20 protein-coding genes are annotated in these 21,434 nt (G+C 63.4%); 12 read left to right on the top strand and 8 right to left on the bottom strand.

The features are described from left to right. Positions 1–14: 14 nt before the first annotated feature. From JWR51_RS04675 to JWR51_RS04655, 5 genes are all read right to left on the bottom strand, one after another. Positions 15–3,338, bottom strand: a complete 3,324-nt coding sequence (locus tag JWR51_RS04675) for a hypothetical protein (RefSeq protein WP_299744297.1) — start codon at positions 3,336–3,338, stop codon at positions 15–17. A gap of 201 nt (positions 3,339–3,539) precedes the next feature. Further along, a complete protein-coding gene (locus tag JWR51_RS04670) occupies positions 3,540–4,667 on the bottom strand; it encodes a hypothetical protein (protein ID WP_299744294.1) in 1,128 nt (375 codons plus the stop codon). Next, positions 4,664–5,101 (bottom strand): DUF6468 domain-containing protein, encoded by a 438-nt coding sequence (locus JWR51_RS04665; RefSeq protein WP_299744291.1) that lies wholly within the window; start codon positions 5,099–5,101, stop codon positions 4,664–4,666. The genes JWR51_RS04670 and JWR51_RS04665 overlap by 4 nt, the downstream gene beginning before the upstream one ends. After that, the gene (fliM, locus tag JWR51_RS04660; protein ID WP_299744288.1) at positions 5,101–6,264 is read right to left on the bottom strand and encodes a flagellar motor switch protein FliM; all 1,164 of its coding nucleotides are present in this window, start codon (positions 6,262–6,264) and stop codon (positions 5,101–5,103) included. Before fliM ends, JWR51_RS04665 begins: the two co-directional genes overlap by 1 nt. Continuing rightward, positions 6,264–6,743, bottom strand: coding sequence for a flagellar basal body-associated FliL family protein (locus tag JWR51_RS04655; protein WP_299744285.1), 480 nt, complete (start codon positions 6,741–6,743; stop codon positions 6,264–6,266). The genes fliM and JWR51_RS04655 overlap by 1 nt, the downstream gene beginning before the upstream one ends. Positions 6,744–7,027: 284 nt before the next feature. Between JWR51_RS04655 and flgF the strand changes: the two genes are divergently transcribed. The 7 genes from flgF (at position 7,028) to JWR51_RS04620 (ending at position 12,496) form a co-directional block, all read left to right on the top strand. Continuing rightward, entirely contained in the window at positions 7,028–7,765 is a 738-nt protein-coding gene (gene flgF, locus JWR51_RS04650; RefSeq protein ID WP_299744490.1) for a flagellar basal-body rod protein FlgF, read from the top strand. Positions 7,766–7,776: 11 nt separating this feature from the next. Beyond that, a complete protein-coding gene (gene flgG / locus JWR51_RS04645) occupies positions 7,777–8,562 on the top strand; it encodes a flagellar basal-body rod protein FlgG (protein ID WP_299744282.1) in 786 nt (261 codons plus the stop codon). 14 nt (positions 8,563–8,576) lie between these two features. Then, positions 8,577–9,521, top strand: coding sequence for a flagellar basal body P-ring formation chaperone FlgA (gene flgA, locus JWR51_RS04640; RefSeq protein WP_299744279.1), 945 nt, complete (start codon positions 8,577–8,579; stop codon positions 9,519–9,521). Between the two features lie 21 nt (positions 9,522–9,542). Beyond that, positions 9,543–10,280, top strand: coding sequence for a flagellar basal body L-ring protein FlgH (flgH, locus tag JWR51_RS04635; RefSeq protein ID WP_299744277.1), 738 nt, complete (start codon positions 9,543–9,545; stop codon positions 10,278–10,280). 211 nt (positions 10,281–10,491) lie between these two features. After that, entirely contained in the window at positions 10,492–10,656 is a 165-nt protein-coding gene (locus tag JWR51_RS04630; RefSeq protein ID WP_299744274.1) for a hypothetical protein, read from the top strand. A gap of 130 nt (positions 10,657–10,786) precedes the next feature. Beyond that, positions 10,787–10,966: a hypothetical protein gene (locus JWR51_RS04625; protein ID WP_299744271.1), complete on the top strand. Its 180-nt coding sequence runs from the start codon at positions 10,787–10,789 to the stop codon at positions 10,964–10,966. A 39-nt stretch (positions 10,967–11,005) separates the two neighbouring features. Next, the gene (locus JWR51_RS04620; RefSeq protein ID WP_299744268.1) at positions 11,006–12,496 is read left to right on the top strand and encodes a carboxypeptidase M32; all 1,491 of its coding nucleotides are present in this window, start codon (positions 11,006–11,008) and stop codon (positions 12,494–12,496) included. A gap of 267 nt (positions 12,497–12,763) precedes the next feature. Here JWR51_RS04620 and JWR51_RS04615 read toward each other — a convergent pair whose 3' ends face one another. Continuing rightward, a complete protein-coding gene (locus JWR51_RS04615; protein ID WP_299744265.1) occupies positions 12,764–15,196 on the bottom strand; it encodes a methyl-accepting chemotaxis protein in 2,433 nt (810 codons plus the stop codon). A gap of 399 nt (positions 15,197–15,595) precedes the next feature. Here JWR51_RS04615 and treZ point away from each other — a divergent pair, with 399 nt between their 5' ends. Then, the gene (gene treZ / locus JWR51_RS04610) at positions 15,596–17,497 is read left to right on the top strand and encodes a malto-oligosyltrehalose trehalohydrolase (protein ID WP_299744262.1); all 1,902 of its coding nucleotides are present in this window, start codon (positions 15,596–15,598) and stop codon (positions 17,495–17,497) included. A gap of 1 nt (position 17,498) precedes the next feature. Here the strand turns inward: treZ and dksA are convergent, their stop codons facing one another. Then, positions 17,499–17,918 (bottom strand): RNA polymerase-binding protein DksA, encoded by a 420-nt coding sequence (dksA, locus tag JWR51_RS04605; RefSeq protein WP_299744259.1) that lies wholly within the window; start codon positions 17,916–17,918, stop codon positions 17,499–17,501. A 169-nt stretch (positions 17,919–18,087) separates the two neighbouring features. Continuing rightward, positions 18,088–18,507, bottom strand: coding sequence for a flagellar assembly protein FliX (locus JWR51_RS04600; protein ID WP_299744256.1), 420 nt, complete (start codon positions 18,505–18,507; stop codon positions 18,088–18,090). Positions 18,508–18,831: 324 nt separating this feature from the next. On the opposite strand from JWR51_RS04600, the gene JWR51_RS04595 reads away from it, so the two are divergent. From JWR51_RS04595 to JWR51_RS04580, 4 genes are all read left to right on the top strand, one after another. Then, complete coding sequence (locus tag JWR51_RS04595) at positions 18,832–19,890, top strand: flagellar basal body P-ring protein FlgI (RefSeq protein ID WP_299744487.1); 1,059 nt, start codon at positions 18,832–18,834, stop codon at positions 19,888–19,890. Beyond that, positions 19,890–20,222, top strand: a complete 333-nt coding sequence (locus JWR51_RS04590; RefSeq protein WP_299744253.1) for a rod-binding protein — start codon at positions 19,890–19,892, stop codon at positions 20,220–20,222. The genes JWR51_RS04595 and JWR51_RS04590 overlap by 1 nt, the downstream gene beginning before the upstream one ends. Then, a complete protein-coding gene (locus JWR51_RS04585) occupies positions 20,219–20,686 on the top strand; it encodes a flagellar protein FlgN (RefSeq protein ID WP_299744250.1) in 468 nt (155 codons plus the stop codon). Before JWR51_RS04590 ends, JWR51_RS04585 begins: the two co-directional genes overlap by 4 nt. 102 nt (positions 20,687–20,788) lie before the next feature. Next, positions 20,789–21,136 carry a hypothetical protein gene (locus JWR51_RS04580; RefSeq protein WP_299744247.1) on the top strand — a complete coding sequence of 116 codons (348 nt, stop codon included), beginning with the start codon at positions 20,789–20,791 and terminating at the stop codon, positions 21,134–21,136. The last annotated feature ends 298 nt before the right edge of the window (positions 21,137–21,434 follow it).

Raw genomic sequence — 21,434 nt, 5'->3', positions numbered from 1 at the left:
GCCGGCCTCCCAGCCTACTGCGCGCTGGCCAGCGCAGGCTGACCATTGGTCGCGAATGGCGGCGCCAGGGCCCCGGTGCCGCCATAGGTCTGGCGATAGGAGTCGAGGAAGGCGTTGAGCCCGTCGAGGCCCGACACGTCGCGCGCGACCTTCTTGAACTCGAGGCTGCTGGTGGTGATCTGGCCGGTGACGTAGTCGAACATCGGCCATTCCGGTGTCGTCACCATGCGATCGGCGAATTTGGAACGCAGCCGGGCCGAGCCGAAATCGTCGCCGCTCAACACATAGCCGACCGCCGCCTTGATCACGCTCATGCGCGTCGTCGGTCCCAGCGGTTGCGTGGGATCTTGCCCCAGCACCATGGCCTCGATCATTTCGCTGGCCTGCGAATACCGCCCCGCTTTCCAGTGCGCATCGATGCGCAGCAGATCGGCATCCTGCCCGTCCATGTCCTTGAGCACATCCAGCGCCAGTTGATCGCGCCCGCCATCGATCAACGCCCGCGCCTCCAGCACCCGCCGCTGCCGCGCCAATGACGGCGGAATGCTGGGCAGCCGGCTGCCGTTGAGCACGCGCAGGGCGTCCTGCGGCTTGCGGTCGGCCAGGTAGATCACCGCCAGGTCGGCGGCGATCTGCGTGCGCGCCACGCCATGCAGCCGGTTCTCCAACTGATAGTTCAGCAATTGCGCCGCCTGCGCCAGCAGGTCCACCTTCACCAGCCGCCGCGCCAGATTGCGGATCATCTCGTCGCCCCTGGCGCCAGCCGGCGTCAACTGGCGGAAATCGTAATACAGGCCCAGTGCATCGACCGGCCCCAGCGAATCCGCCAGGCCATCGAGATAGAGATCGCTGAAGATCTTCTGGGCGTCGTCGCGCAGTTCGTTGACCGGCACGCTCTCCGGATAATTGGCCACCGCCTGCTTGACGGTCTCAAAACCCTGGCGATAAGCGCCCTCGCGGAAATAGAACCCGGCCAGCATCCGCTGCATGTCCGATTCCAGCGGATTGCCGCGCCATAGCAGCGCCTCGGCCGCCAGGGTATCGGTCGCCTTTGTCAGGTCGAGATTGCCCTGCTTATCCAGCAGGCCCAGCGTGCGATAGATCGCCTCCGCCCGGGTCGGCCGGAAGTCGGCGGTGATCACCTGGCCATAAGTGTCGATGGCCTCCGCCGTCCGCCCCGCCGCCTCGTCGATCCGGCCCGACAGCAGATGATAGAGGCTGACCTCCTCAAGACTGAGGCTGCCGAAATCGATCTCGTTCAGCATCCGCTCGGCCATCGGAATGTCGTCGCTCTCGACGGCAGAGCGCACCGCAGCGAAGTAGAAGCGCTTGCGCGCCCACAATGGATAGCTGGAGACGATGCCCTGGGCCTCCAGCGCATCGCTGCGCGCGCCCTTGAAGTCATAATTGTCCGCCCGGGCGATCGTGCGCCACAGCAGGGCGTCGACTTCCTCGGCCAGCGAGTCCGAGTTGAGGATTTCCAGCGCGTCCTTGGGCCGCACGGCCATGGTATCGGCAATGGCCAGCGACATGCGGACCTTGCGCGTCAGATTCTTGTCCTTGAGTTCGTTCTCAAGCACATGCAGCACCCCGATCGCCTCATGGGCGAACTGGTTGGCCAGGTAATAATCGGCCAGGTTCAGGCGGGCGATATCGCGCTCACGACCGTCCGCCGCCGAAGCGGCGACGGTCAGATCTTCGCGCGTCGTCACGAAGGCCGCGGTATCGCGCTCTTCCAGCCGCGTCAGGTCGATGAAGCTCGACCGCGTCGATTCTGCCGCGCCATTGCCCAGCTCGCGTGGATGATCGAGCGCCGAGACGGTCAGTCCTTCATCGGTTGAAATCACCGCGATGTCGTTCTCGACCGCCACTTTGACATCAAGATTGGCCGGTTTCACCACCAGGCCATGCACGCTGCGCAGGGCGGAAAAGTCGACATAATCCAGCGTCCGCGTCAGCCCGCGTGCCGGCGGATAGGCGGTCACCACTTCCAGCACGTCGCCGACCGATGGGTCGCGGAATTCGTGCACCCGCGCTGGCCGCTCCAGGTCGGCCGTCATTTCGAACAGCCCTTCCAGATCGCGGCGACGCGTCAGCGTCACCGGCTCGGTCGGGGTCAGCATGATATCGCCCAGCGACAGCACCCACGCCATGCCTTCGGAGCCCAGCGTCGCCAGCCGGTCCTGCGACAGGTCGATCCGCACCACCTGGGTGTCGCCCGATGCGATCACTGAAAAATCGTTGGCCAGCGCATTGAGCGCGTCATTATCTGCCGGCGGGGTGATCCCCGCGACGGTATCGAACAGCATCCACACCGTATCGCCGCGCCGGAAGACGGCCGCCGGCGTGTCCTGCTCGAATGGGAACACCACCCGGACGGTCGAGCCCAGCACGCTGACAAACGGCGTTATCGTATGGGCGGCCTGCGGATAGAGCGCGTTGATCGGATGAGCCGTCTGCCCCGGATTGGCGCGGGACCCCTGCGCCGCCGCATCGACAGCCGCAGCGTCCTTGGCCAGGTCGGGCGCGGTGAGCTCCGGCAGCTTGGCGCCGCCCGCCAGATCGACATCGATCACATATTGACGGGGCGAGGTCTCGTAGAAGCGTGGCGTCACGCCCTTGGCGAACGCCATGATCACGGTGGCGCCGTCGGGGGTATTGTCGCTATGGACCGACAGGATTTCCGCCGGCAGGTCGGTGGCCAGCGCCAGCATGTCGACATCCACCGGCCATTCGAAGGTCACTTCCCCAGTCTGGTCGGTCTGCACGAACTTTGCCGTGGTATCGACGCTCCAGTCGAACTGCACGCGCATGAAGGTCGGGTTGCGGCCGATCCGCACCGTCGCTGCCGGCTTCAGCTCCAGGGCGCCGGCCGCCTTGCGATCCTGCTCCGCCTTGATGGCAGCGAGGCGCGCGCGCTCGGCCAGTTCATCGATGACTTCCTGCGGCAGCGCCGGCGGCATGCCCTGCCACGTCAGCGGCAGCAGATCGATGAACAGCTTCTCGCCGGCATCGATCTTGTTGAAATTGAAACCCGATTTCAGCGCCAGCCGCAGTCCCTTGCCATCGGGATCGACCCGCGCAATCGACACATAATTCGGCAGGATCGTCCCAACGTCGGGGAGCTGGATATTCACCGGCTGCTCGAACTGCACGGACAGCACGCCATTGTCGGCCTTGATCGTATAGGCCGGCAGGCTGTCGCGGTCGGGGAAGCTGAGAATCAGCCTGGCATAGCCGCCGGCTTCCTCGGTGACGAACAGCTCGCCCTGATCGACCGCATAAGCGGCGACCGGGGCCACTACGGCGCCGAGCACCATCAGCATGATGGACAGCATCAGGGCGCGCGCACCCTTCCGCCACTCTTGTTTGAACGCAGTCGACACCGGCTGCCCTACCCGACGCAATTTGCGTTTCTGGGCGAAGTCCAGGACTTCGGTTCCCAAAAACGCGGGTTACAACTCTACTGGAGGTAACCATATCGCGCCGGACTTAACGTGGCCTTACAAAGACCGAGAAGGCATTGCTACTCTTCGATATTATTGACCGACAATTTGCGGCAGGGCGGCCAGCGCATCGGGCGACATCTGCTCGGGCGGCTGGTCGGATAGCGCCGCCATCCGCACCGTCAGTTCCTGTGCCCGCGTGGGATCCATCGCCGCCAGAATTGGCGACATCTTGCGCGGATTCATCAGCTTGGCGACCCGCAACAGCACTTCGATGTCGAGCGTATTGAAGATGACGGCCGCGTCCTTGGGCTTCATGTTCTGATAGAGCGTGACGATGCCGGCAAACTGCCCCGCTTCCATGGCGGTGCGTTGATCGACCAGTGCCGAGATCTGGTCTTCAAGGGCCTGCAAGGTCGCCTGACGTTCGGCGACCTTCTTTTCGGCCGCATCGACCAGCGACGAGCGCAGCACCAGTTCCTGCTCGTAATTCTGCAGTTCGGCGCGGCGCTTGCCCAGGCTTTCCAGCACGGCGGCTTCGCTCAGGGTCTGGCCATCCTCGCCAACCAGCGGGATCGGCTGCCCATCGGCGCCCAGCCGCGTCGGCAAGGCATCGTTCAGCGGCACGCAGCCGGCGCTGACCGTCGGCGCGGCAGGAGCCCCATGATCGCCGGCTGCAGGTGCAACCGCCGCCGTAGGATCGAGTGATGCCGGACTGGTTGCCCCTTCGCCAAGGACAGGAGTGGCAGCGGCCGCCGTAGCATCGGTTGGTGGGCAAACCACGTCGAGACCGGCAGGAAGGCCACCTTCGGCGCCGTGTTCGCTCGGGGCGCCATGCTCGCCTTCACCCGCAGGCGCGGCTTCATGTCCTGTATCGGCCTGCGCAACCTCGGTCGGTGCCGGCGCACCATGATCACCCGCAGGAGCGGCCGGCGCAGCGCCATGATCGCCTGCTGCGACCGCTGGCTGTCCCAGCGTCGGCGAGGCGTCGGACAGCGTCGGGCTGTTGTCGGCCATAGTGGGCTCGACCGGCAGCGTCATCGTGCCATCCGCCCCGACCTGGGCGGCGGCAGGCGCACCATGCCCGCCCGCTTCTTCCGCCTGCACCGCCGTTACGCCGCCGAGCACATAGCTGCCGGTAACCGCAAGGCCCATGATCTTGAGAACCAGCAGCGCAGAGACGGCCAGAATAACGACAGGAAGCAGACGGATCGATTTCACGCCGCGTTCTCCCGGGCACGAGCGCGCGCATTCAACTGCTGCAGCGCCGATTGTACCTTGTTGGTCTCTTCAACAACCGGCTCGACAACGGCGACCGGATTACTGCGCGCAATGCTGGTGATCTTGGCAATGCGTTCCATCAGCATCGAGCCGGCGCTGACATGGTTTGCCAACTCGATGCCGAAGCGCTCGGCCTCTTCCAGCCGTGCGCTGAGCGCCAGGTCTGCGTCCATGGCGGTGGTCTTGAGTTCCTTGATCGCCTGGTTGGCCAAATTGGTGGCCCCCACCAGGTCCGCCACCATCTGCTGCAACACCGAGCGGTCGGCATGCAGCCGCTTCAAGCGCCCGTTGAGCACGATGCAATATCCAATTGTCAGCATCAGCAGCACAGCGACTGCCGATTCCACGAAAAACCCCAGGGGCAAACCGAACATCATCGTCCTTCCATTTTCTCGTCGATTGCCTCGAATGCCGCCATGGTGACCTTGGGCGGGTTGAGCGGGCGAATCGCCCGCACCGAAACATGATTACCAATATGGCCCATAATGGCCTCCGTCAGATCGACATTGCCGCAGCGCAGACGCACCGGATCGTTCGGCGAACGTTCGAACATGATGGTATCGCCGGGCTTGAGGCCCAGCACGCGCGACAGCGATAGGTCCTGCTCATGCAGCACCGCTTCGACCTCGACATCGGCCGCGTAGATCTCGGTGGCCAGATGGCCTTCCCAGGTCGCGTCGCGGCCGAATTTTTCGCCCATGAACATCTGCAGCAGCTGTTCGCGGATCGGCTCGATGGTGGCGTAGGGCAGAAGGATTTCGACCTTGCCGCCGCGATCGTCCATCTCGATACGCAGCTCGATCAGGATCGCCGCATTGGCCGGGCGCGTAATCGCCGCGAACCGCGGATTGGTCTCGATGCGCTCCAGCTTGAAATGCACCTGCGTCACCGGCTCGAAGGCGCGATGGGTGTCCTCAAGAATGATGTCGATCATCTTGCGGGCCAGCGCCATCTCGATGGTGGTGTACGGCCGCCCCTCGACGCGCACATTGCCGCCGGAGCGACGGCCGCCCAGCAACACGTCGATCATCGAATAGATCAGGTTGGAATCGACCGTCAGTAGCCCGTAATTTTCCCATTCCTCGGCCTTGATGACCGACAGAATGGCGGGCAGCGGGATGGAATTCAGATAGTCGCCGAACCGCACCGACGAGATCGAGTCCATGGTGACTTCGACGTTGTCGGAGGTGAAATTGCGCAGCGACACCGTCGCCAGGCGCACCAGCCGGTCGAACACGATTTCCAGCATCGGCAGGCGTTCGTAGCTCACCAGCGCCGAATTGATCAGCGCCTGCACGCCGGTCAGTTCGACATTGCTGGTGGCGCTCGAGTCAAAGCCCAGCAGGTTGTCGATTTCGTCCTGGTTGAGCACCCGGTCGACGCCGTCATTCACAGCACCGGCCTGAGCGTCGATCATCGCCGCCCACTCGGCGGCGGCGTCGGCAGCGCTGGTCTCGCCTGCGGCCTCGGAACCGTTCTGGATATCGTCCAGGCCCCAGTCGTCCGCCAATTTATCCTGATCGTTGGGACCAGCCATTATTGCACCAGGATTTCTTTGAACAGGATGCTTTCGACACGCTCAGGATAGATCGCCACGTTCACGCGCCGCAGCAGCTCTTCCTTGAGCCGGTAAATGCCGGCCGAGCCTTCGAGATCGCTCTTGCGCAGCTCGCGCAGGTAGACCTGGAAGGCATCGACGACCTTGGCCATGCTCGGCTGGATCTTGGTCATCATCTCTTCATTGGCGACTTCCAGCGCCACTGTGAGCTTCATGAAAGCCTCGCCGTCGGTCTCGTTGTTGAGATTGACGGTCATGGTCGGCAGGTTGAAAATAAAGGTCTGCGGCGCTGCCAAAGCCGCGTCTGCGGCGGCATCCGCGGCCTTGCCGGCGGACAGGAACAGGTAGAGCCCCGCCCCTGCCAGCAGGACGGCGACGACTGCGGCAGCGATGATGATCAGCTTGCCTCTGCCCTTTTTGGCAGCAGTACCGCCTTCGATTTCTGCTTCAGCGGCCATGCTAAACCTCGGAGAACAGGGGATTTTCGGACGATTCCGTCCCCGCCACCAGCTAAGCGACCGATGGTTAACGAATAGTTACAAATCCCGTCCGGGCGGCAAAAATTGCCGGGCAGCATTTGCCGCTCTGCCGAGGTAGTTCCTGCCAAAATCCACCCCAGCACCGAACCAGATCATTGAATTCATTCATCTTTCCGATCTGGCATGGTTTCTGCAAGGTTAACGGCGAGCCTGCCAGCTTGGGGAAGCGGGACGGCTCGGGGACATACGGGGACTGAACGATGATTAAGAATGCGCAACTGATTGGACTATCTCGCCAGATAGCCTTGGCGCGCCAGATGGACGTGGTGGCCAACAATATGGCCAACATCAACACCACCGGCTTCAAGGCGGAAGAGTCGCTCTACGAGGAATATGTGGGCCCCGTCGCCCGCGACCAGGACTTCATGGGCAAGGACCAGCCGCTGTCCTATGTGCAGGACTGGGCCACCATGCACGATCTGTCCGCCGGCGACATGGTGCAGACCGGCAACCCGCTCGACGTCGCCATTAACGGTGCCGGCTTCTTCGCCGTGCAGACCGCAGCCGGCGATCGCTGGACCAAGGCCGGCTCGTTCCAGATCAACAATGCAGGCACCCTGGTCGACCTCAGCGGCAATCCAGTGCTCGGCGATGGCGGCCCGATCCAGTTCGGCCCCGAAGAAACCGACGTCAATATTTCCGAGGATGGCGCCATCAGCAGCAGCGCCGGCGCCAAGGGCCGGCTGCGCCTCGTCGAATTCGCCAATCCCCAGGCCATCAAGCATGAGGGTGGCAACCTGTTCTCCGGCGGCACGCCGATCGCACCGACCGATACCCGCGTCATGCAGGGCTTCATCGAAAAGTCCAACGTCTCGGGCGTCTCGGCCATGGCCGAAATGATCAAGGTGCAGCGCGCCTATGAGTCGGCCGCCGCCCTTTCGCAACGCCAGGACGATATGCGCCGCAGTGCCATTCAGCGCCTCGGCGACCCTAACGCTTAAAGGATCATGCCATGAAAGCCCTTTATATCGCATCGACCGGCATGAGCGCTCAGGAGCGCAACGTCGAAGTCATCTCCAACAATATCGCCAACATGCGCACCACCGGCTTCAAGCGCCAGCGCGCCGAGTTCCAGGACCTGCTGTATCAGCAGATCACGCGCGCCGGTTCGCAGACCTCGGACCAGGGCACCAACCTGCCCGCCGGCGTCGAAATCGGCTCGGGCGTGCGCACCGTGGCCACCCCGCGCATCATGAGCCAGGGCAGCGTCGAGCCCACCGAGAAGGAACTCGACGTCGCTATCCGCGGCGAAGGCTTCTTCATAATCAACATGCCAGACGGCACCACCGCCTATACCCGCGACGGCTCGTTCGACCGCAGCGACCAGGGCACCATCGTCAATTCCAGCGGCTATGAACTGCAGCCCGGCATCACCATCCCCGGCACCGCCAAGTCGGTCAGCATCTCGCCCGATGGCTTGGTCGAAGCCGTGCTGGCCAATGACTCGGTGCCGACGCAGATGGGCCAGCTTCAGCTCGCCCGCTTCGTCAACAAGGCCGGCCTGGAATCGCTGGGCGATAACCTGTTCGGCGAAACTGCTGCGAGCGGCGCGCCCCAGATCGGCACGCCCAATGCCGATGGCGTTGGCGACCTGCTCGAAGGGTACCTCGAAATGTCCAACGTCAACTCCGTCACCGAAATCGCCGATCTGATCGCCGCCCAGCGCGCTTACGAGATGAATGCTCGTGTGATCAGCGGTGCCGACGAGATGATGCAATCCACCACCCAACTGCGTTGATAGGAGCTCGATAAATGATCATGCGCTCCCTCATCGCCGCACTCACCACGGCCCTGCTGGCCGGCAGTGCCCTGGCCGCCCCGCAGCTCAAGGCCGAAGTCGTCGTCATCGGCGCCGTAGTCACCGTCGGCGACATGTTTGACGATGCCGGGCTGCAGGCCGAGCTCCCGCTGTTCCGGGCGCCCAATCCGGGCACCACCGGTTCAGTCCCCGTCGCCGCCATCACTGCCGCCGCCGCCCGCATTGGCATCGCCGACTTCGAAGCCAACGGCCTGCAGAGCGTCAATGTCATCCGCAGCGCCAGCGTCGTCGATGAAGCCGTCCTGACCGACCTGATCACCCGCGACCTGGTGAGCCGCGGCACTATCGGCGCCGCCGTCACTGCCCAGGCCATGTTCACCGTGCCTTTCGCCCCGATCAATGCAGAAGCCACCGACGCACCGGCCACCCTGCTCAGCCTGCGCTACCTGCCTGGCAACGGCGCCTTCAACGCCCGCTTCGCCGTCGCCGGCATGGCCAAACCGCTGGACGTGTCCGGCACGCTCGACCTGTCCGTCGAGGCCCCGCATCTGGCAACCAGCCTGCCCGCCGGCACCGTCATCTCGGCCAGCGACATCGAAATGCGCCCGGTCTCGCTGCGCAATGGCGACACCAGCGGCTTTGCCGACCCGGCACAATTGGTCGGCATGCAGCTCAACCGCCAGAGCCGCGAGGGCATGCTGCTCAAGCCCGCCGATGTCTCCACGCCCACGCTGATCGCCCGCAATGATCTCGTCACCATCTACTTCCGCCAGGGCCCGATGACCCTGACGGTCAAGGGCCAGGCCATCACCAACGCAGTCACCGGGGCTCCGGTCCAGGTGCTCAATCTCATGTCCAAGCGCGTCATCACCGCCACCGCCATCGCCGCGGGCGCCGTCGAAGTGAGCAAGGATCCGCTCGCCCTCGCCGGCCTCTGACCAGCTTTCAGGAGAATTTTCATGACCCTCTTCAAGATCACCGCAATCCTGACCCTGGCCGCGACCCTTGCCGGCTGCAACACGATGGATCGCCTCGCCGATGTCGGCAACGCCCCGCGCCTCACCGCCATCGAGGACCCCACCACCGTGGCGGGCTATGTGCCGGTTCGCATGCCGATGCCCGAGGCAATCGCCGACACCTACCAGCCCAACTCGCTCTACCGCATGTCGGCCAAGGGCTTCTTCAAGGACGAGCGCGCCCACCGCATCGGCGACATCCTGACCGTGATCGTCACCATCGATGACAACGCCCAGATCGACAACGCTACCCAGCGTGCCCGCAGTTCGTCCAATTCGGCAGGCCTCGGTGGCATCCTCGGCTCCGCCGTCACCAATCTCAGCGCTGGCGCAATCGACCCGGCCGGTGCCATTGATATCACCTCGGGCATGAAGGATACCGGCAACGGCTCGGTCAACCGCTCGGAAACCCTGCAGACTTCGGTCGCCGCGGTCGTCACGCAGGTCCTGCCCAACGGCAACCTGGTGATCGAAGGCCGCCAGGAAGTGCGCGTCAATTTCGAAGTGCGCGACCTGATCGTGGCCGGCATCGTCCGCCCGTCTGACATCCAGGCCAACAACACCATCCCGTCGTCCAAGATCGCCGAAGCCCGCATCGCCTACGGCGGTCGCGGCCAGATCACCGACGTGCAGCAGCCACGCTACGGCCAGCAGGTGATGGACGCCATCCTGCCCTTCTAGGCAGCACCAATACCCAGCCGCGCAATCCCCCATTGGTGCGGCTGGGCTCCTCGGCAAGGTCCAGAAGGAATTGCCATCGGTCGACTCCAGAATGGAGGCGGCCACTTGAGAGGCGCAGTCCCCCGGCTGCGCCTCTTCCCCATTTTGGCCATGGCTCTTTTGCATTCTTACCCGAGCACCCATGTGAGAGTGACCAGAAGGGAGAACCCGAATGACCAAATCCATGACCTCCGGCATCATCCTAGGCATCCTGCTCGGCGTCGTGATCGGATTGCTGATGGACAATATCGCGATAGGTATCGGCATCGGCATTGCGTTGGGCATCGCCATGGCGGGCACGCTCAAGGCCATAAATGGCGACGACCGTTCAAAATAAAACGCCTGCATGGCGGCCGAATATTAACTTCCGCCCAGAGTTCAATTAGCGAAACATTATCCATACCAATACTAATCAGTGGAACTTCAAACTGTAACTTTGCGTTCTTTCGGGTTCAGGAGGACGCGCTATGGCTTTTCTTCCGCTCGGCATTTCATTTGGATTATGCCTCGGCCTCATTCTTGGGCTCGCCACCGGTAACTTGATGCTCGGCATGGCGCTGGGAATTGCCATCGGCGCCGGCGTCGGCGTGGTGCTGATGGCGATGACGCACGAAAAACGCTGGCACTGGCCTTTCATCTGGCGCTAGCCTGTGGAACATCTCCGGCACTGATATCCGGAGCCTCCCATGTCCTTTGCCAAACTCGACGACCTCGGCCGCAAGCTCGAAGCACTCGAACATGCCCTGTCCATTCTTGGCGCCGACGAAGCCACCCATATGGCGGTCGGCGGCGGCGAGAAGCGGGCCGAGGCCATGTCGAACCTGGCCGGCATGTATCACGCGCAGGCCACCGCCCCTCAGATCGCTGACTGGATCGAGGCCGCCAACCCCGAATCCGAGGACCAGCGCCTGGCGCTGGCCGAGTTCAAGCGCAGCTATATCAACGCCACCTGCCTGCCCACCGAATTCGTCGAACGCCGGACCGCCGCCACCATGCGGTCGGAACAGCTTTGGCGCGAGCTGCGCGCCAAGAACGATTGGGACAGCTTCCTCCCCGCGTTGGAAGGCGTCGTCGCCCTCGTGCGCGAAGAGGCACAACTGCGTGCCGACGCCCTCAAGCTGGCGCCCTACGACGCGCTGATGGAACAATACGATCCCGGCAACCGCACCGCCGAACTCGATACCGTATTTTCCGATCTCAAGACCTTCCTCAAGGGCTTCGTTCCAGACGCGCTCGACGCCCAGGCCGAACGCCTCGCCAAGCGCCCGCGCAAAGCCCTCAACGGACCCTACCCCATCGAAAAGCAGCGCGAACTCGGCCTCGCCGCCATGCGCGCCGTCGGCTTCGATTTCACCCATGGCTCGCTCGCCGTCTCGCACCACCCGTTCTGCGGCGGCGTGCCGACCGACGTGCGCATGACCACGCGCTACCGCACCGACGAATTCCTCTCATCCCTGATGGGCGTGCTGCACGAAACCGGCCACGCCCTCTACGAACAGGGCCTGCCCAAGGCTTGGTCGCACTGGCCGCTCGGCAAGGCGCGCGGCATGGGCATTCATGAGAGCCAGTCGCTATTCGTGGAAATGCAACTCGCCCGCTCGCCCGAATTCTGGGAATTCGCCCTGCCGCTGGTGCATCTGCATCTCGGCGCCGATGCGATTCCCGGCTGGGATGTCGAGGATGTGCTGGCGGAAGTGAACTTCGTCGAACGCGGCTATATCCGCGTCGATGCCGACGAGGTCACCTACCCGCTCCACGTCATCCTGCGTTACGAGTTGGAACAGGACCTGGTCAACGGCAAGCTCGAGGCCAGCCAGATCCCCGAGGCCTGGGACGCCAAGATGACTGAGTATCTCGGCCTCTCGACCCTGGCCGATCCCAAGGATGGCCCGATGCAGGACGTGCACTGGCCCGGCGGCGCCTTCGGCTATTTCCCCAGCTACACCCTGGGCGCAATGATCGCCGCCCAGCAATGGGCCGCGCTGGAAAAGACCAATCCCAATGTGCGCTCGGACATCGCCAAGGGCGATTTCACCGGCGTCAACCAATGGCGCAGCGACAACATCTGGAAGCAAGGATCGCGCTACTCCACCCCCGACCTCATCACCCGCGCTACGGGCGAACCACTCAACGCGGACGTGTTCAAATCACATCTGAAGCAGCGCTATCTCGGCTGATTGCTGCATTGGCTTGCGGCACCTGCTCTCCTCCCCGCCGCCCGACCTTGAGGCACCGCCTCCCCCCACCGATCTTCCCGCGGGCTTGACCCGCGGGCCATTGGCCGCTTGCGCCATGCTGATGGAGGCCCGCGGATCAAGTCCGCGGGAAGGTCCGTGAGTGGGGCGATATCCTCGTCTGTTGAGTGAGTTGAAGGCACTAACCCCAAAAGCAACAGGCCGTCCCAAGGGACGGCCTGCTTCGTTTCACGAGATCGTGGGAACCGACTAGAACTCGTTCCAGTCCTTATCCACTGCGGCATTGCCGTGCGTCATATACGTGCGGGCTGCGGAAACCACCTTTTTCTGCAACGCCTTGATGCCCATGCTTCGCGGGGCCGACTCACGCGCCGGGGCACGAGATGGCGCCGCAGCGCGGTGCTCGTTCAGCGTGAAGATGCTCACCACGCGGTCGAGTTCGCTGGCTTGCGCCTCGGTCTGCTCGATTGCCGCATTGGTCTCTTCCACCAGCGCGGCATTGTGCTGGGTCATCTCGTCCATGGTGCGAACCGCCACGGTGACTTCCTCGATCGCCGAGGCCTGCTCGCGGCTTTCGCGGGCAATGCCGTCCATCAGTTCGTGGCTCTGGCGAGCGGCTACCAGCATGGCCTGCAGTTTGCCGGCGGCTTCCGCCACCAGCTTGCTGCCGCCGCTGACTTCGCTGGCGCTCTGCTCGATCAAAAGCTTGACCTCGCTCGATGCCTGCGCCGCCGATTGCGCCAGGCGCCGCACTTCCACGGCCACCACCGCAAAGCCCTTGCCGGCCTCGCCAGCCCGCGCCGCTTCCACGGACGCGTTCAATGCCAGCAGGTTGGTCTGGAAGGCGATGTCGTCGATCAGCCCGATGATGTTGGAGATCTTGGACGACGACGCCGTGATGCGGTCCATGGCGAGATTGGCCTGGCTCATCACCTGGCCACCCTCTTCGGCGGTACGGGTCAGCGTGCCCGCCGCCACGCTGGCATTGTTCGCCCGCTCGGCATTCTGCACCACCGTGGTCGCAAGCTGCTCCATCGCCGCCGAAGTCTCTTCGATCGTCGCCGCCTGCTTGGTGGTGCGTTCGCTGAGGTCATTGGCGCCGGACAGGATTTCGCCGGTGGCCGTCTTGAGCGCACCCGAGGTTTCGCGCAACTGCCCGACGATATCGGTCAGCTTGTCCGCCACCGCATTGGTGTCGGCCTTGAGCTTGGCGAAGGCGCCGGAATATTGCCCCTCCATGCGCTTGGTGAGGTCGGTGTCGGCCAGCGCGGCCAGCACGTCGCCGGTCTCGGCAAGCCCATGCTCGACGGTTTCCACCAGGCCATTGACGCTCGTCGCCAGGCCATTCAGTTCCGGATCAGGGAATTCCACCTCGACCCGGCGGCTGAAATCGCCCGCAATGGCGGCGTCGACCACCAGCCCGAAGGCACTCTGCAACTCGCTCATCATGGCGGCGCGGTTGGCCTGGTCGGCAATGATCCGCGCGGCTTCCGCCTCGGTCATCTGCGCAACGCGCTGGCCGTTTTGGCGGAACACCTCGACGGCGTTCGACATCTCCCCGATTTCGTCCTTGCGGCCGGCATAGGGCACTTCGAGGTCGAACTCGCTATTGGCGATCCGGCGCATCGTCGCCGTCATGCGGATCACCGGCTTGGCGATGGAATTACCCACCAGCCAGAACACCGCAATCGCAGCCAGCAGCACGCCGACGCCGCCGCCAATCATCACATTGCGCTGCTGGTCGGCTGCCGCGAGCAGCGTTGTCTCGGGCACCGCGGCAATGACCAGCCATTTCTCGCCCGTGTTAGGGACGTCGAAATCCTTGACCGTCACGCGCCAGGACGCGCCGGCGACGGTATCGACATATTGAAATACGTCCTTGTCCTTGAGCGCGTTGACCGCGTTCACCACCCAGGCGTCCTCCGCCTTGGTGCCCAGCACTTTTTCGTCGGCATTGAGCAGCCAGACCTGCTGCTCGTCGAGTGCGCCGATGAAGCCATTGCCCAAGGGCGGCTCGGCGCCGACCACGGCCTGGATCTGGCGCGAGTCGAAGTCGATGCCGGAGATGCCCACGACCTTGCCGCTGGCGTCGTGGATCGTGTTGTAGAACGAGGTGTACAGCACCCCGTCGTAATTGATCGGGCCCTGGATCGTCGGACCGTCGGCGGCCATCGGCGCATCCATCCAGGCGAAGCCGGCAGTGGATGGAAAGGGAATGAGGCTGGCCTTGCCATTGGCATCGCGCTGGGCGAAGGCGGCAAAATGGCCATCTTCCGTCATGAACTGGGAGGACGCATAAAACTGATTGGCCGCGACCCCGGCATCGGGCGTCAGCACGATCGAGACGCTGCTGGCGTCGGGCAGGCTTTCCAACTGCTGGAGCACGATGGCGCCGTAGACATCCGGCATCATGGTTTGCGCCGAGAGCAGGGCCGTTGCCGTCTCCGCATTGGCCGTGCTGGCCGAGACGTAGCGACCCAGTTCGACATTGATGGCCGATGCCTTGTTGTCGGCGATGCCGAGCACGACCCGGTCCGCGTCCACAAGGTCGCCAGCGCGGATGGTGTTCACCACGTAGAACAGGCTACCCGCAATGGCCAAAGTGAATACCGCCGCGGCGGCAACGATCAGCTTGCCGCGCATCTTCAGCGCCGGCAGCCGGAAATTAGATGATGTGAACATTCGATTCTGCCCCGCAGCGTTCTGCCGCCCGTTTCAGCGCCTCATGCGCGTCTATGGGAATCTGCGGATTCGTCGTTAACGAGAGGTCAATTTCCTAACCATGGGACCAATATGAACCATGGCGCCGATGTGCTAAATTGTCGCAGTCCTTGCGCCTAAGCGTAAATCCCTACCACTAAAGGATAACGAGCCCGAAACCGGCCTCATGCTGTAGCCATAAACCGCTCCGATAACGTATCGGGGCGACGTGCCGACGTCCCAGGCGCCCGGCAAACCCTTAACGCGCTGCATCCAGGAACGTTTGCAGCGCGCGTTCGTTCTCACTCCAACCCATCCGCAAGCATCAGTGTACAAATCCAGCTACTCTCGGTCGCCTGCCATTACGTCCGGTAGAGCCCCATGACAGAACGCCGCTACCCAATTGGTGCAGAGGCCACGGCCGATGGCACGCACTTTCGCGTCTGGGCGCTGGGACGCCGCGCGGTGTCGCTGATCGTTGAAGGTCACCCGGCGATCCCGATGGAGGCGACGGGCGACGGTTATTTCAGTGTCCTCGTTCCCGATATCCGACCGGGAACCCGCTACCGCTTCCAACTCGATGGCGGCGAGCCCCTGCCCGATCCCGCCTCACGGTGGCAGCCGGAGGGCCCCGAGGGGCCATCCGTCGTCACGGACAATATCTTCGCCTGGAGCGACGCCTACTGGCGCGGCGTCCCACCCGACGGGCAAGTGCTTTACGAAATCCATATCGGCACCTTCACCCCCGAAGGCACCTGGGCCGCCGCCACCGAACGGCTGCAGACCCTGCGCGATCTCGGCATCACCGTCTTGCAGGTCATGCCGATCGGCGAGTTCAATGGCGCCTTCGGCTGGGGCTACGACACCGTCCTGCCCTACGCCCCCAGCCACCTTTATGGCCCGCCGGACGATCTGCACCGCTTTATCGATCGAGCCCATGCGCTGGGGCTCGGGGTCATTCTCGACGTGGTCTACAACCATGCCGGCCTTGGCGACCATTTCAAGGATTTCACCCCCCATTATTTCAGCACCAGCCACCATGGCGAATGGGGCGCGATCTTCAATTTCGATGGCGAAGGCGCCACCGGTGTGCGGGAGTTCATGGTGCAGAACGCCGTCTATTGGGTCCGCGAATTCCATTTCGACGGCCTGCGCCTGGACGCGACCCAGGCGCTATTCGATGACAGCGACACCCACATCATCGCCGAAATCGCTGCCGCCGCCCGCGCCGCAGCGCCTGAGCGCCAGCTTTTCATCGTGGCCGAAAACCAGCCGCAGGACCACCGCCTGGTCGACCGGCCGGAAGCCGGCGGCTACGGCCTCGAAGCCATCGGCAATGACGACTTCCACCATGCTGCCCGCGTGGCGCTGACGGGCCATAACGACTTCTACTATCGCGATTACCACGGCACCTCGAGCGAGCTGCTGGCCAGCGCCAAATACGGCTTCCTCTACCAGGGCCAACGCTCCGACATGCGCGACAAGCCCTACGGTACGCCGTCGCTCAACCTCAAGCCCACCAATTTCGTGCATTTCCTCGAAAACCACGACCAAGTGGCCAATTCGGCACGCGGCTTGCGCATGGATCGGCTCGGGTCGCCCGGCGCCGTACGGGCCATCACCGCGCTGTTCCTGCTGTCGCCGCAAACCCCCTGCCTGTTCCACGGCCAGGAATTTGGCGCCTCGACACGCTTTCTGTATTTTGCCGGCTTCACCGGCGAAACCGCCGCCGCCATCGCCAAGGGCCGCACGCAAAACCTGCGCCAGTTCGCCGGCGTCTCCGACCCCGCCATGGACGAACGGCTGGCCGACCCAGCCGACCCGGCAACGTTTGCCGCCAGCAAGCTGGACTGGAGCGAATTCGAGCGGCACGGCGAAATCGTCGCCCTGCACCGCGATCTGCTCCGCCTGCGCCGCAGCGAAACGGCCTTCACCCAACAGGGCCAGGGCGCGCGCCTCGACGGCGCCGTGCTGGGTGAGCAGGCATTTTTCCTGCGCTATCTGTCAGAGGATGGCGATGATCGCCTGCTGTTCATCAATCTCGGCCGCGACCGGCACATGGCCATCATCCCCGATCCCCTGGTGGCCCCGCCCGCCGGCCGGCACTGGGAATCGATCTGGTCGAGCGAGCATCCCGACTATGGCGGGTCTGGGCGCTACGCCTCAGACATGAGCAAGTTCTGGATTTTGCCAGGCCATAGCGCGCTATTGTTTGCCGCCATCGATATGAAGGCCCGCATTGCTGCGAGCCTCATAAGTTCGATCAGGCGATCGGTGCAGTGACCTATTCGTCCCGATAGACCTTCTCGCGGCGCTCATGCATTTCCTGGGCTTCCAGGCTGAGCGTGGCGATCGGGCGGGCGTCGAGCCGGGCGATCCCGATGGGCTCGCCGGTTTCTTCGCAATAGCCGTAAGTGCCATCATCGATCCGCTTGAGCGCGGCGTCGATCTTTGAGATCAGCTTGCGCTGACGGTCACGCGTGCGCAGTTCCAGCGAACGATCGCTTTCCGAGCTGGCACGATCGGCCATGTCGGGATGGTTCTGGCTTTCTTCCTGCAGGTTTTCCAGCGTGCCGCGGCTTTCGCGAAGGATATCTTCCTTCCAGCCATTCAGCCTGGCTCGAAAATATTCCCGCTGCCGCGGGTTCATGAACGGCTCGTCGTCACTGGGCCGGTATTCAACTACGTCAACAACCGAAGACATCAGCAGACTCAACTCCAATGCACCCCTTAGGTGGGCCTCTATAGTCCAGCAGGCCGGGACCGGCAAGCGGCCAACAACATGGTGCTTAACTTGTGAGAGGCCTTGCGCATCAGGCGCATAGCGCCGAATCGATGACATTGTAACGACGTTGCCTCTCACAGAGGCCGTCTTACGCGGGATAGAGCCCGAGCTTGGCAAGTTCGACCCGCACGCGCAAGTCGATGTCATCAAGCAGACCATCGAGGCCAGGCTCTGATCGTTCGCGCGCCTGGGCCACCATAGCCATGAGATTATTGAGCCGTTCGGGGCTGACCTTGCCGGCCAGCAGATCGGCTTTCACCTCTTCCAGCTCATCGAGCAGCGTACGGGCGAGCATGATGACCTTTTTCTTGCGGCCGTGCAGCGGGTCTTCGACACCCTGCAGCGCCAGCAGGTAATCCAGCGGCGCGGCGGCGGCGACCGGCGCGGTGGTGGCGGCGCGGGTCGGTGCCTCGGCACCGGTCGGATTGAAGACAGCGCCGCCCTGATCGCGGCCAGCCGGGCCGCGTCCATTGACGCCATTGTTTCGCTGGACGGTGTCGATGCGCAAAGGAGGGACTCAAATGGATTGGTGTCTATGTCCGGCAAAATCTGCCGCAATCTCTTAACAAGACGTTAACAGACCCGGCAAGAATTGCTCACCCCACCCCTCGCCACTGCCCTCGCGGTGCCAAATGACAGTTCCAACCGGATAAAACCCCATAGTTATCAGCCCATTAACCCCAGTGTCTCTGCTTTGGCACGGTTTTCGCTAATGGGAGGGTGAAGCGGCGCCATGGGGATGGTGCTGCCCCATCGGGGACCCAGGACTATGGCAAAGCTGTTTCGGATTGTATTTGCGGGCTGGATCGCGGCAGCGACCCTGATCGTCCCGATGGCGCCGGCCCAGGCCGCCGCCGCGCGGATCAAGGACATCGTCAATGTCGAAGGCATCCGCGAAAACCAGCTCGTCGGCTACGGCCTGGTAGTCGGCCTCGACGGCACCGGCGACAGCCTCAACAATTCGCCCTTCACCAAGCAATCGCTGCAATCCATGCTGGAACGGCTGGGCGTCAACACCGCCGGCCAGAACGTGCGGACAGCCAACGTCGCCGCGGTGATGGTCACCGCCAACCTGCCGCCCTTCTCGACGCAGGGTTCGCGCATGGACGTGTCCGTCGCCTCGCTCGGCGACAGCAAGAGCCTGCAGGGCGGCACGCTTCTGGTCACCCCCCTGCTCGGCGCCGATGGCGAAGTCTATGCCATCGCCCAGGGCCCCGTGGCCATCAATGGCTTCAAGGCCCAGGGCGACGCCGCCACCATCATCTCGGGCGTGCCGACCACCGGCCGCATTTCTTCCGGCGCGGTGATCGAACGCGAGATCGACTTCAAGCTTGGCGCCCAGTCCACGCTCCGCCTCGCCTTGCGCAATCCCGATCTCACCACCTCGCGCCGCATTGCCCTGGCCATCAACGATTTCATCGGGACGCCAACCGCGACCCCCGAAGATCCCTCCACCGTGCGGATCACCCTGCCTCGCGGCTTCAACGGCAATATCGTCGACCTGGTGACTGACATCGAGCAACTGGTCATCGAAACCGACCAGACCGCCAAGATCGTCATCGATGAGAATTCCGGCATCATCGTCATCGGCAAGGATGTGCGGGTCTCCAGCGTCGCCGTCGCCCAGTCCAACCTGACTGTCACCATCGCCGAGAACCCCACGATCGTTCAGCCCGCGCCGCTCAGCAATGGCGTAACCGCGGTGCAGCCCAGCACAAACATCAACGCCAACCTCTCCAATACGGCGCTGGCCGTAGTCAACGAGTCGGTGACGCTGCAGCAACTGGTCGATGGCCTCAATGCTCTGGGCATCGCCCCACGCGACCTGATCGCCATTCTGCAGGCCATCAAGGCGACCGGCGCGCTGCAAGCCGAAATCGAGGTGCTGTAATGGAACTTCGCGGCGCAACGCCTACCCAGCCCTCCAGCCTCGATCCGGCCGCCATGGGCCGCCTGCGCAAGCAGGCCGAAGAACTCGAAGGCGTGTTCCTCAACACGCTGACCAAGCAGATGTTTTCCTCCCTCAAGACCGACCAGGCCTCGTTTGGCGGCGGCTTCGGGGAAGAAACCTGGCGCTCGATGCAATCCGAACAAATCGCCAATTCCATGGCCCAGAACGGCGGTCTCGGTATCGCCGACCAGATGATGGGCGATTTGATGAAGATGCAGGAAGCCGCCCAAAATCCTTACAATATGACCTCTCAGGGAGCATCGACACGATGACCGCCGCAGCCCGCATTGAAGCTCTCGACACCATGCCTTCGCCCGATCTGTGCAGCCAGGCGGAAATCGCCCTGACAGCGCTGGTCGACGTGATGAACCAGGAGACCACGCTGCTGCGCGCCGGCCGTCACAATCAGGCCGTGGCCCTGACCGCCGAAAAGGCACGTCTGGCCCAGGACTATGTGGTGCTGGCCCGCTCGGTGCAGCGCCAGGCCGCGCGCTTGCAGGCCGACGCTCCCGAACTGATCGAGCGCCTGCGCAATGGCCACGAACGGCTTGCCACCCAGATGGCGGAAAATCTTCGCGTGCTGGCCACTGCCCGCACGGTCACCGAGGACCTGTTGAGCGACGTCGCTGAAATCGTCGGACAGCACGACAAGGCGCGCATCTACGGCAAGAGCGGCGCCATTGCCATTGATCCTTCGGCCTCGGCCCGCGGCATTGCGGTCAACCGTTCGCTCTGATCTGCCTCGCATTTGATTAAAAACCCTGGAGATCGGGCAAGACTGGCGTAAAGGCCATGCGGCTATCCTGCGAACGGCATTAAAGCCGCAAAGGATAGTTTCATGGTCGCCAGAATCGCGTCCGATCCCATTTTGGTCAGCACCCAGGGTCTGACCGATCTTCGTTCGCGCCAAGTGACCGGCGAGCGCTCCCAATTGCAGGACGGCATCCAGGCGGCGCCGAAGAATTCCGATGCCGGCGGTCGCTTTCCCGACCCCGAGCAAAAGTCTCCCCCCAAATACGAAGAACCGGCAGCGCCATTGCTGCCTCCCGGCGCGATGTTCGCCGCGGCGATTATCGCCGGCCGGCTGTCGCCGCGCCCGGAGACCCTGGAAGAAGTTTACGCTCGCATCGGCAGCGCCTGGATTCCCCCCGAATCCGAACTGCGGCTCCGCGATTTCGCGGTCTAAAAGCCAGAACGCCCTACCGCCGCCGAACCGCTGCCTGACCGGATGATTCCCGTGTCGGTGGCGATTTCCGTCGTGAGCGCCCTCCCTGCCAGCGCAGAAATAGCGCAGGGCCGGCGCCACGACGTCCCGGCATTCTCAATCTGTCCACAAGCCACTCGGCAAACCTTGCCGAGCGCCCGCGCTATCAGGCGTTTCCGGGCAAAACCTGCCTCTTCACACGCCATTAACCGGCCGTTGAAATCGTACAGATAGTTGCCAATGCACGGGTCCAATTAACCAATTTTTATATCCTGTCGGG

Origin of the sequence: Devosia sp. (assembly GCF_028290625.1) — a bacterium.
GTDB lineage: Bacteria > Pseudomonadota > Alphaproteobacteria > Rhizobiales > Devosiaceae > Devosia.
Note: the sequence above shows the minus strand (reverse complement) of the source record. Positions and strands in the feature narration are given on the sequence as shown.

Coding starts and splice junctions, on each gene's coding strand:
- JWR51_RS04675 (WP_299744297.1), bottom strand. CDS start 3,338: ATGCTGTCCATCATGCTGATGGTGCTCGGCGCCGTAGTGGCCCCGGTC.
- JWR51_RS04665 (WP_299744291.1), bottom strand. CDS start 5,101: ATGTTCGGTTTGCCCCTGGGGTTTTTCGTGGAATCGGCAGTCGCTGTG.
- fliM (WP_299744288.1), bottom strand. CDS start 6,264: ATGGCTGGTCCCAACGATCAGGATAAATTGGCGGACGACTGGGGCCTG.
- JWR51_RS04655 (WP_299744285.1), bottom strand. CDS start 6,743: ATGGCCGCTGAAGCAGAAATCGAAGGCGGTACTGCTGCCAAAAAGGGC.
- flgG (WP_299744282.1), top strand. CDS start 7,777: ATGAAAGCCCTTTATATCGCATCGACCGGCATGAGCGCTCAGGAGCGC.
- flgA (WP_299744279.1), top strand. CDS start 8,577: ATGATCATGCGCTCCCTCATCGCCGCACTCACCACGGCCCTGCTGGCC.
- flgH (WP_299744277.1), top strand. CDS start 9,543: ATGACCCTCTTCAAGATCACCGCAATCCTGACCCTGGCCGCGACCCTT.
- JWR51_RS04630 (WP_299744274.1), top strand. CDS start 10,492: ATGACCAAATCCATGACCTCCGGCATCATCCTAGGCATCCTGCTCGGC.
- JWR51_RS04625 (WP_299744271.1), top strand. CDS start 10,787: ATGGCTTTTCTTCCGCTCGGCATTTCATTTGGATTATGCCTCGGCCTC.
- JWR51_RS04620 (WP_299744268.1), top strand. CDS start 11,006: ATGTCCTTTGCCAAACTCGACGACCTCGGCCGCAAGCTCGAAGCACTC.
- JWR51_RS04615 (WP_299744265.1), bottom strand. CDS start 15,196: ATGTTCACATCATCTAATTTCCGGCTGCCGGCGCTGAAGATGCGCGGC.
- treZ (WP_299744262.1), top strand. CDS start 15,596: ATGACAGAACGCCGCTACCCAATTGGTGCAGAGGCCACGGCCGATGGC.
- dksA (WP_299744259.1), bottom strand. CDS start 17,918: ATGTCTTCGGTTGTTGACGTAGTTGAATACCGGCCCAGTGACGACGAG.
- JWR51_RS04595 (WP_299744487.1), top strand. CDS start 18,832: ATGGCGCCGGCCCAGGCCGCCGCCGCGCGGATCAAGGACATCGTCAAT.
- JWR51_RS04590 (WP_299744253.1), top strand. CDS start 19,890: ATGGAACTTCGCGGCGCAACGCCTACCCAGCCCTCCAGCCTCGATCCG.
- JWR51_RS04585 (WP_299744250.1), top strand. CDS start 20,219: ATGACCGCCGCAGCCCGCATTGAAGCTCTCGACACCATGCCTTCGCCC.
- JWR51_RS04580 (WP_299744247.1), top strand. CDS start 20,789: ATGGTCGCCAGAATCGCGTCCGATCCCATTTTGGTCAGCACCCAGGGT.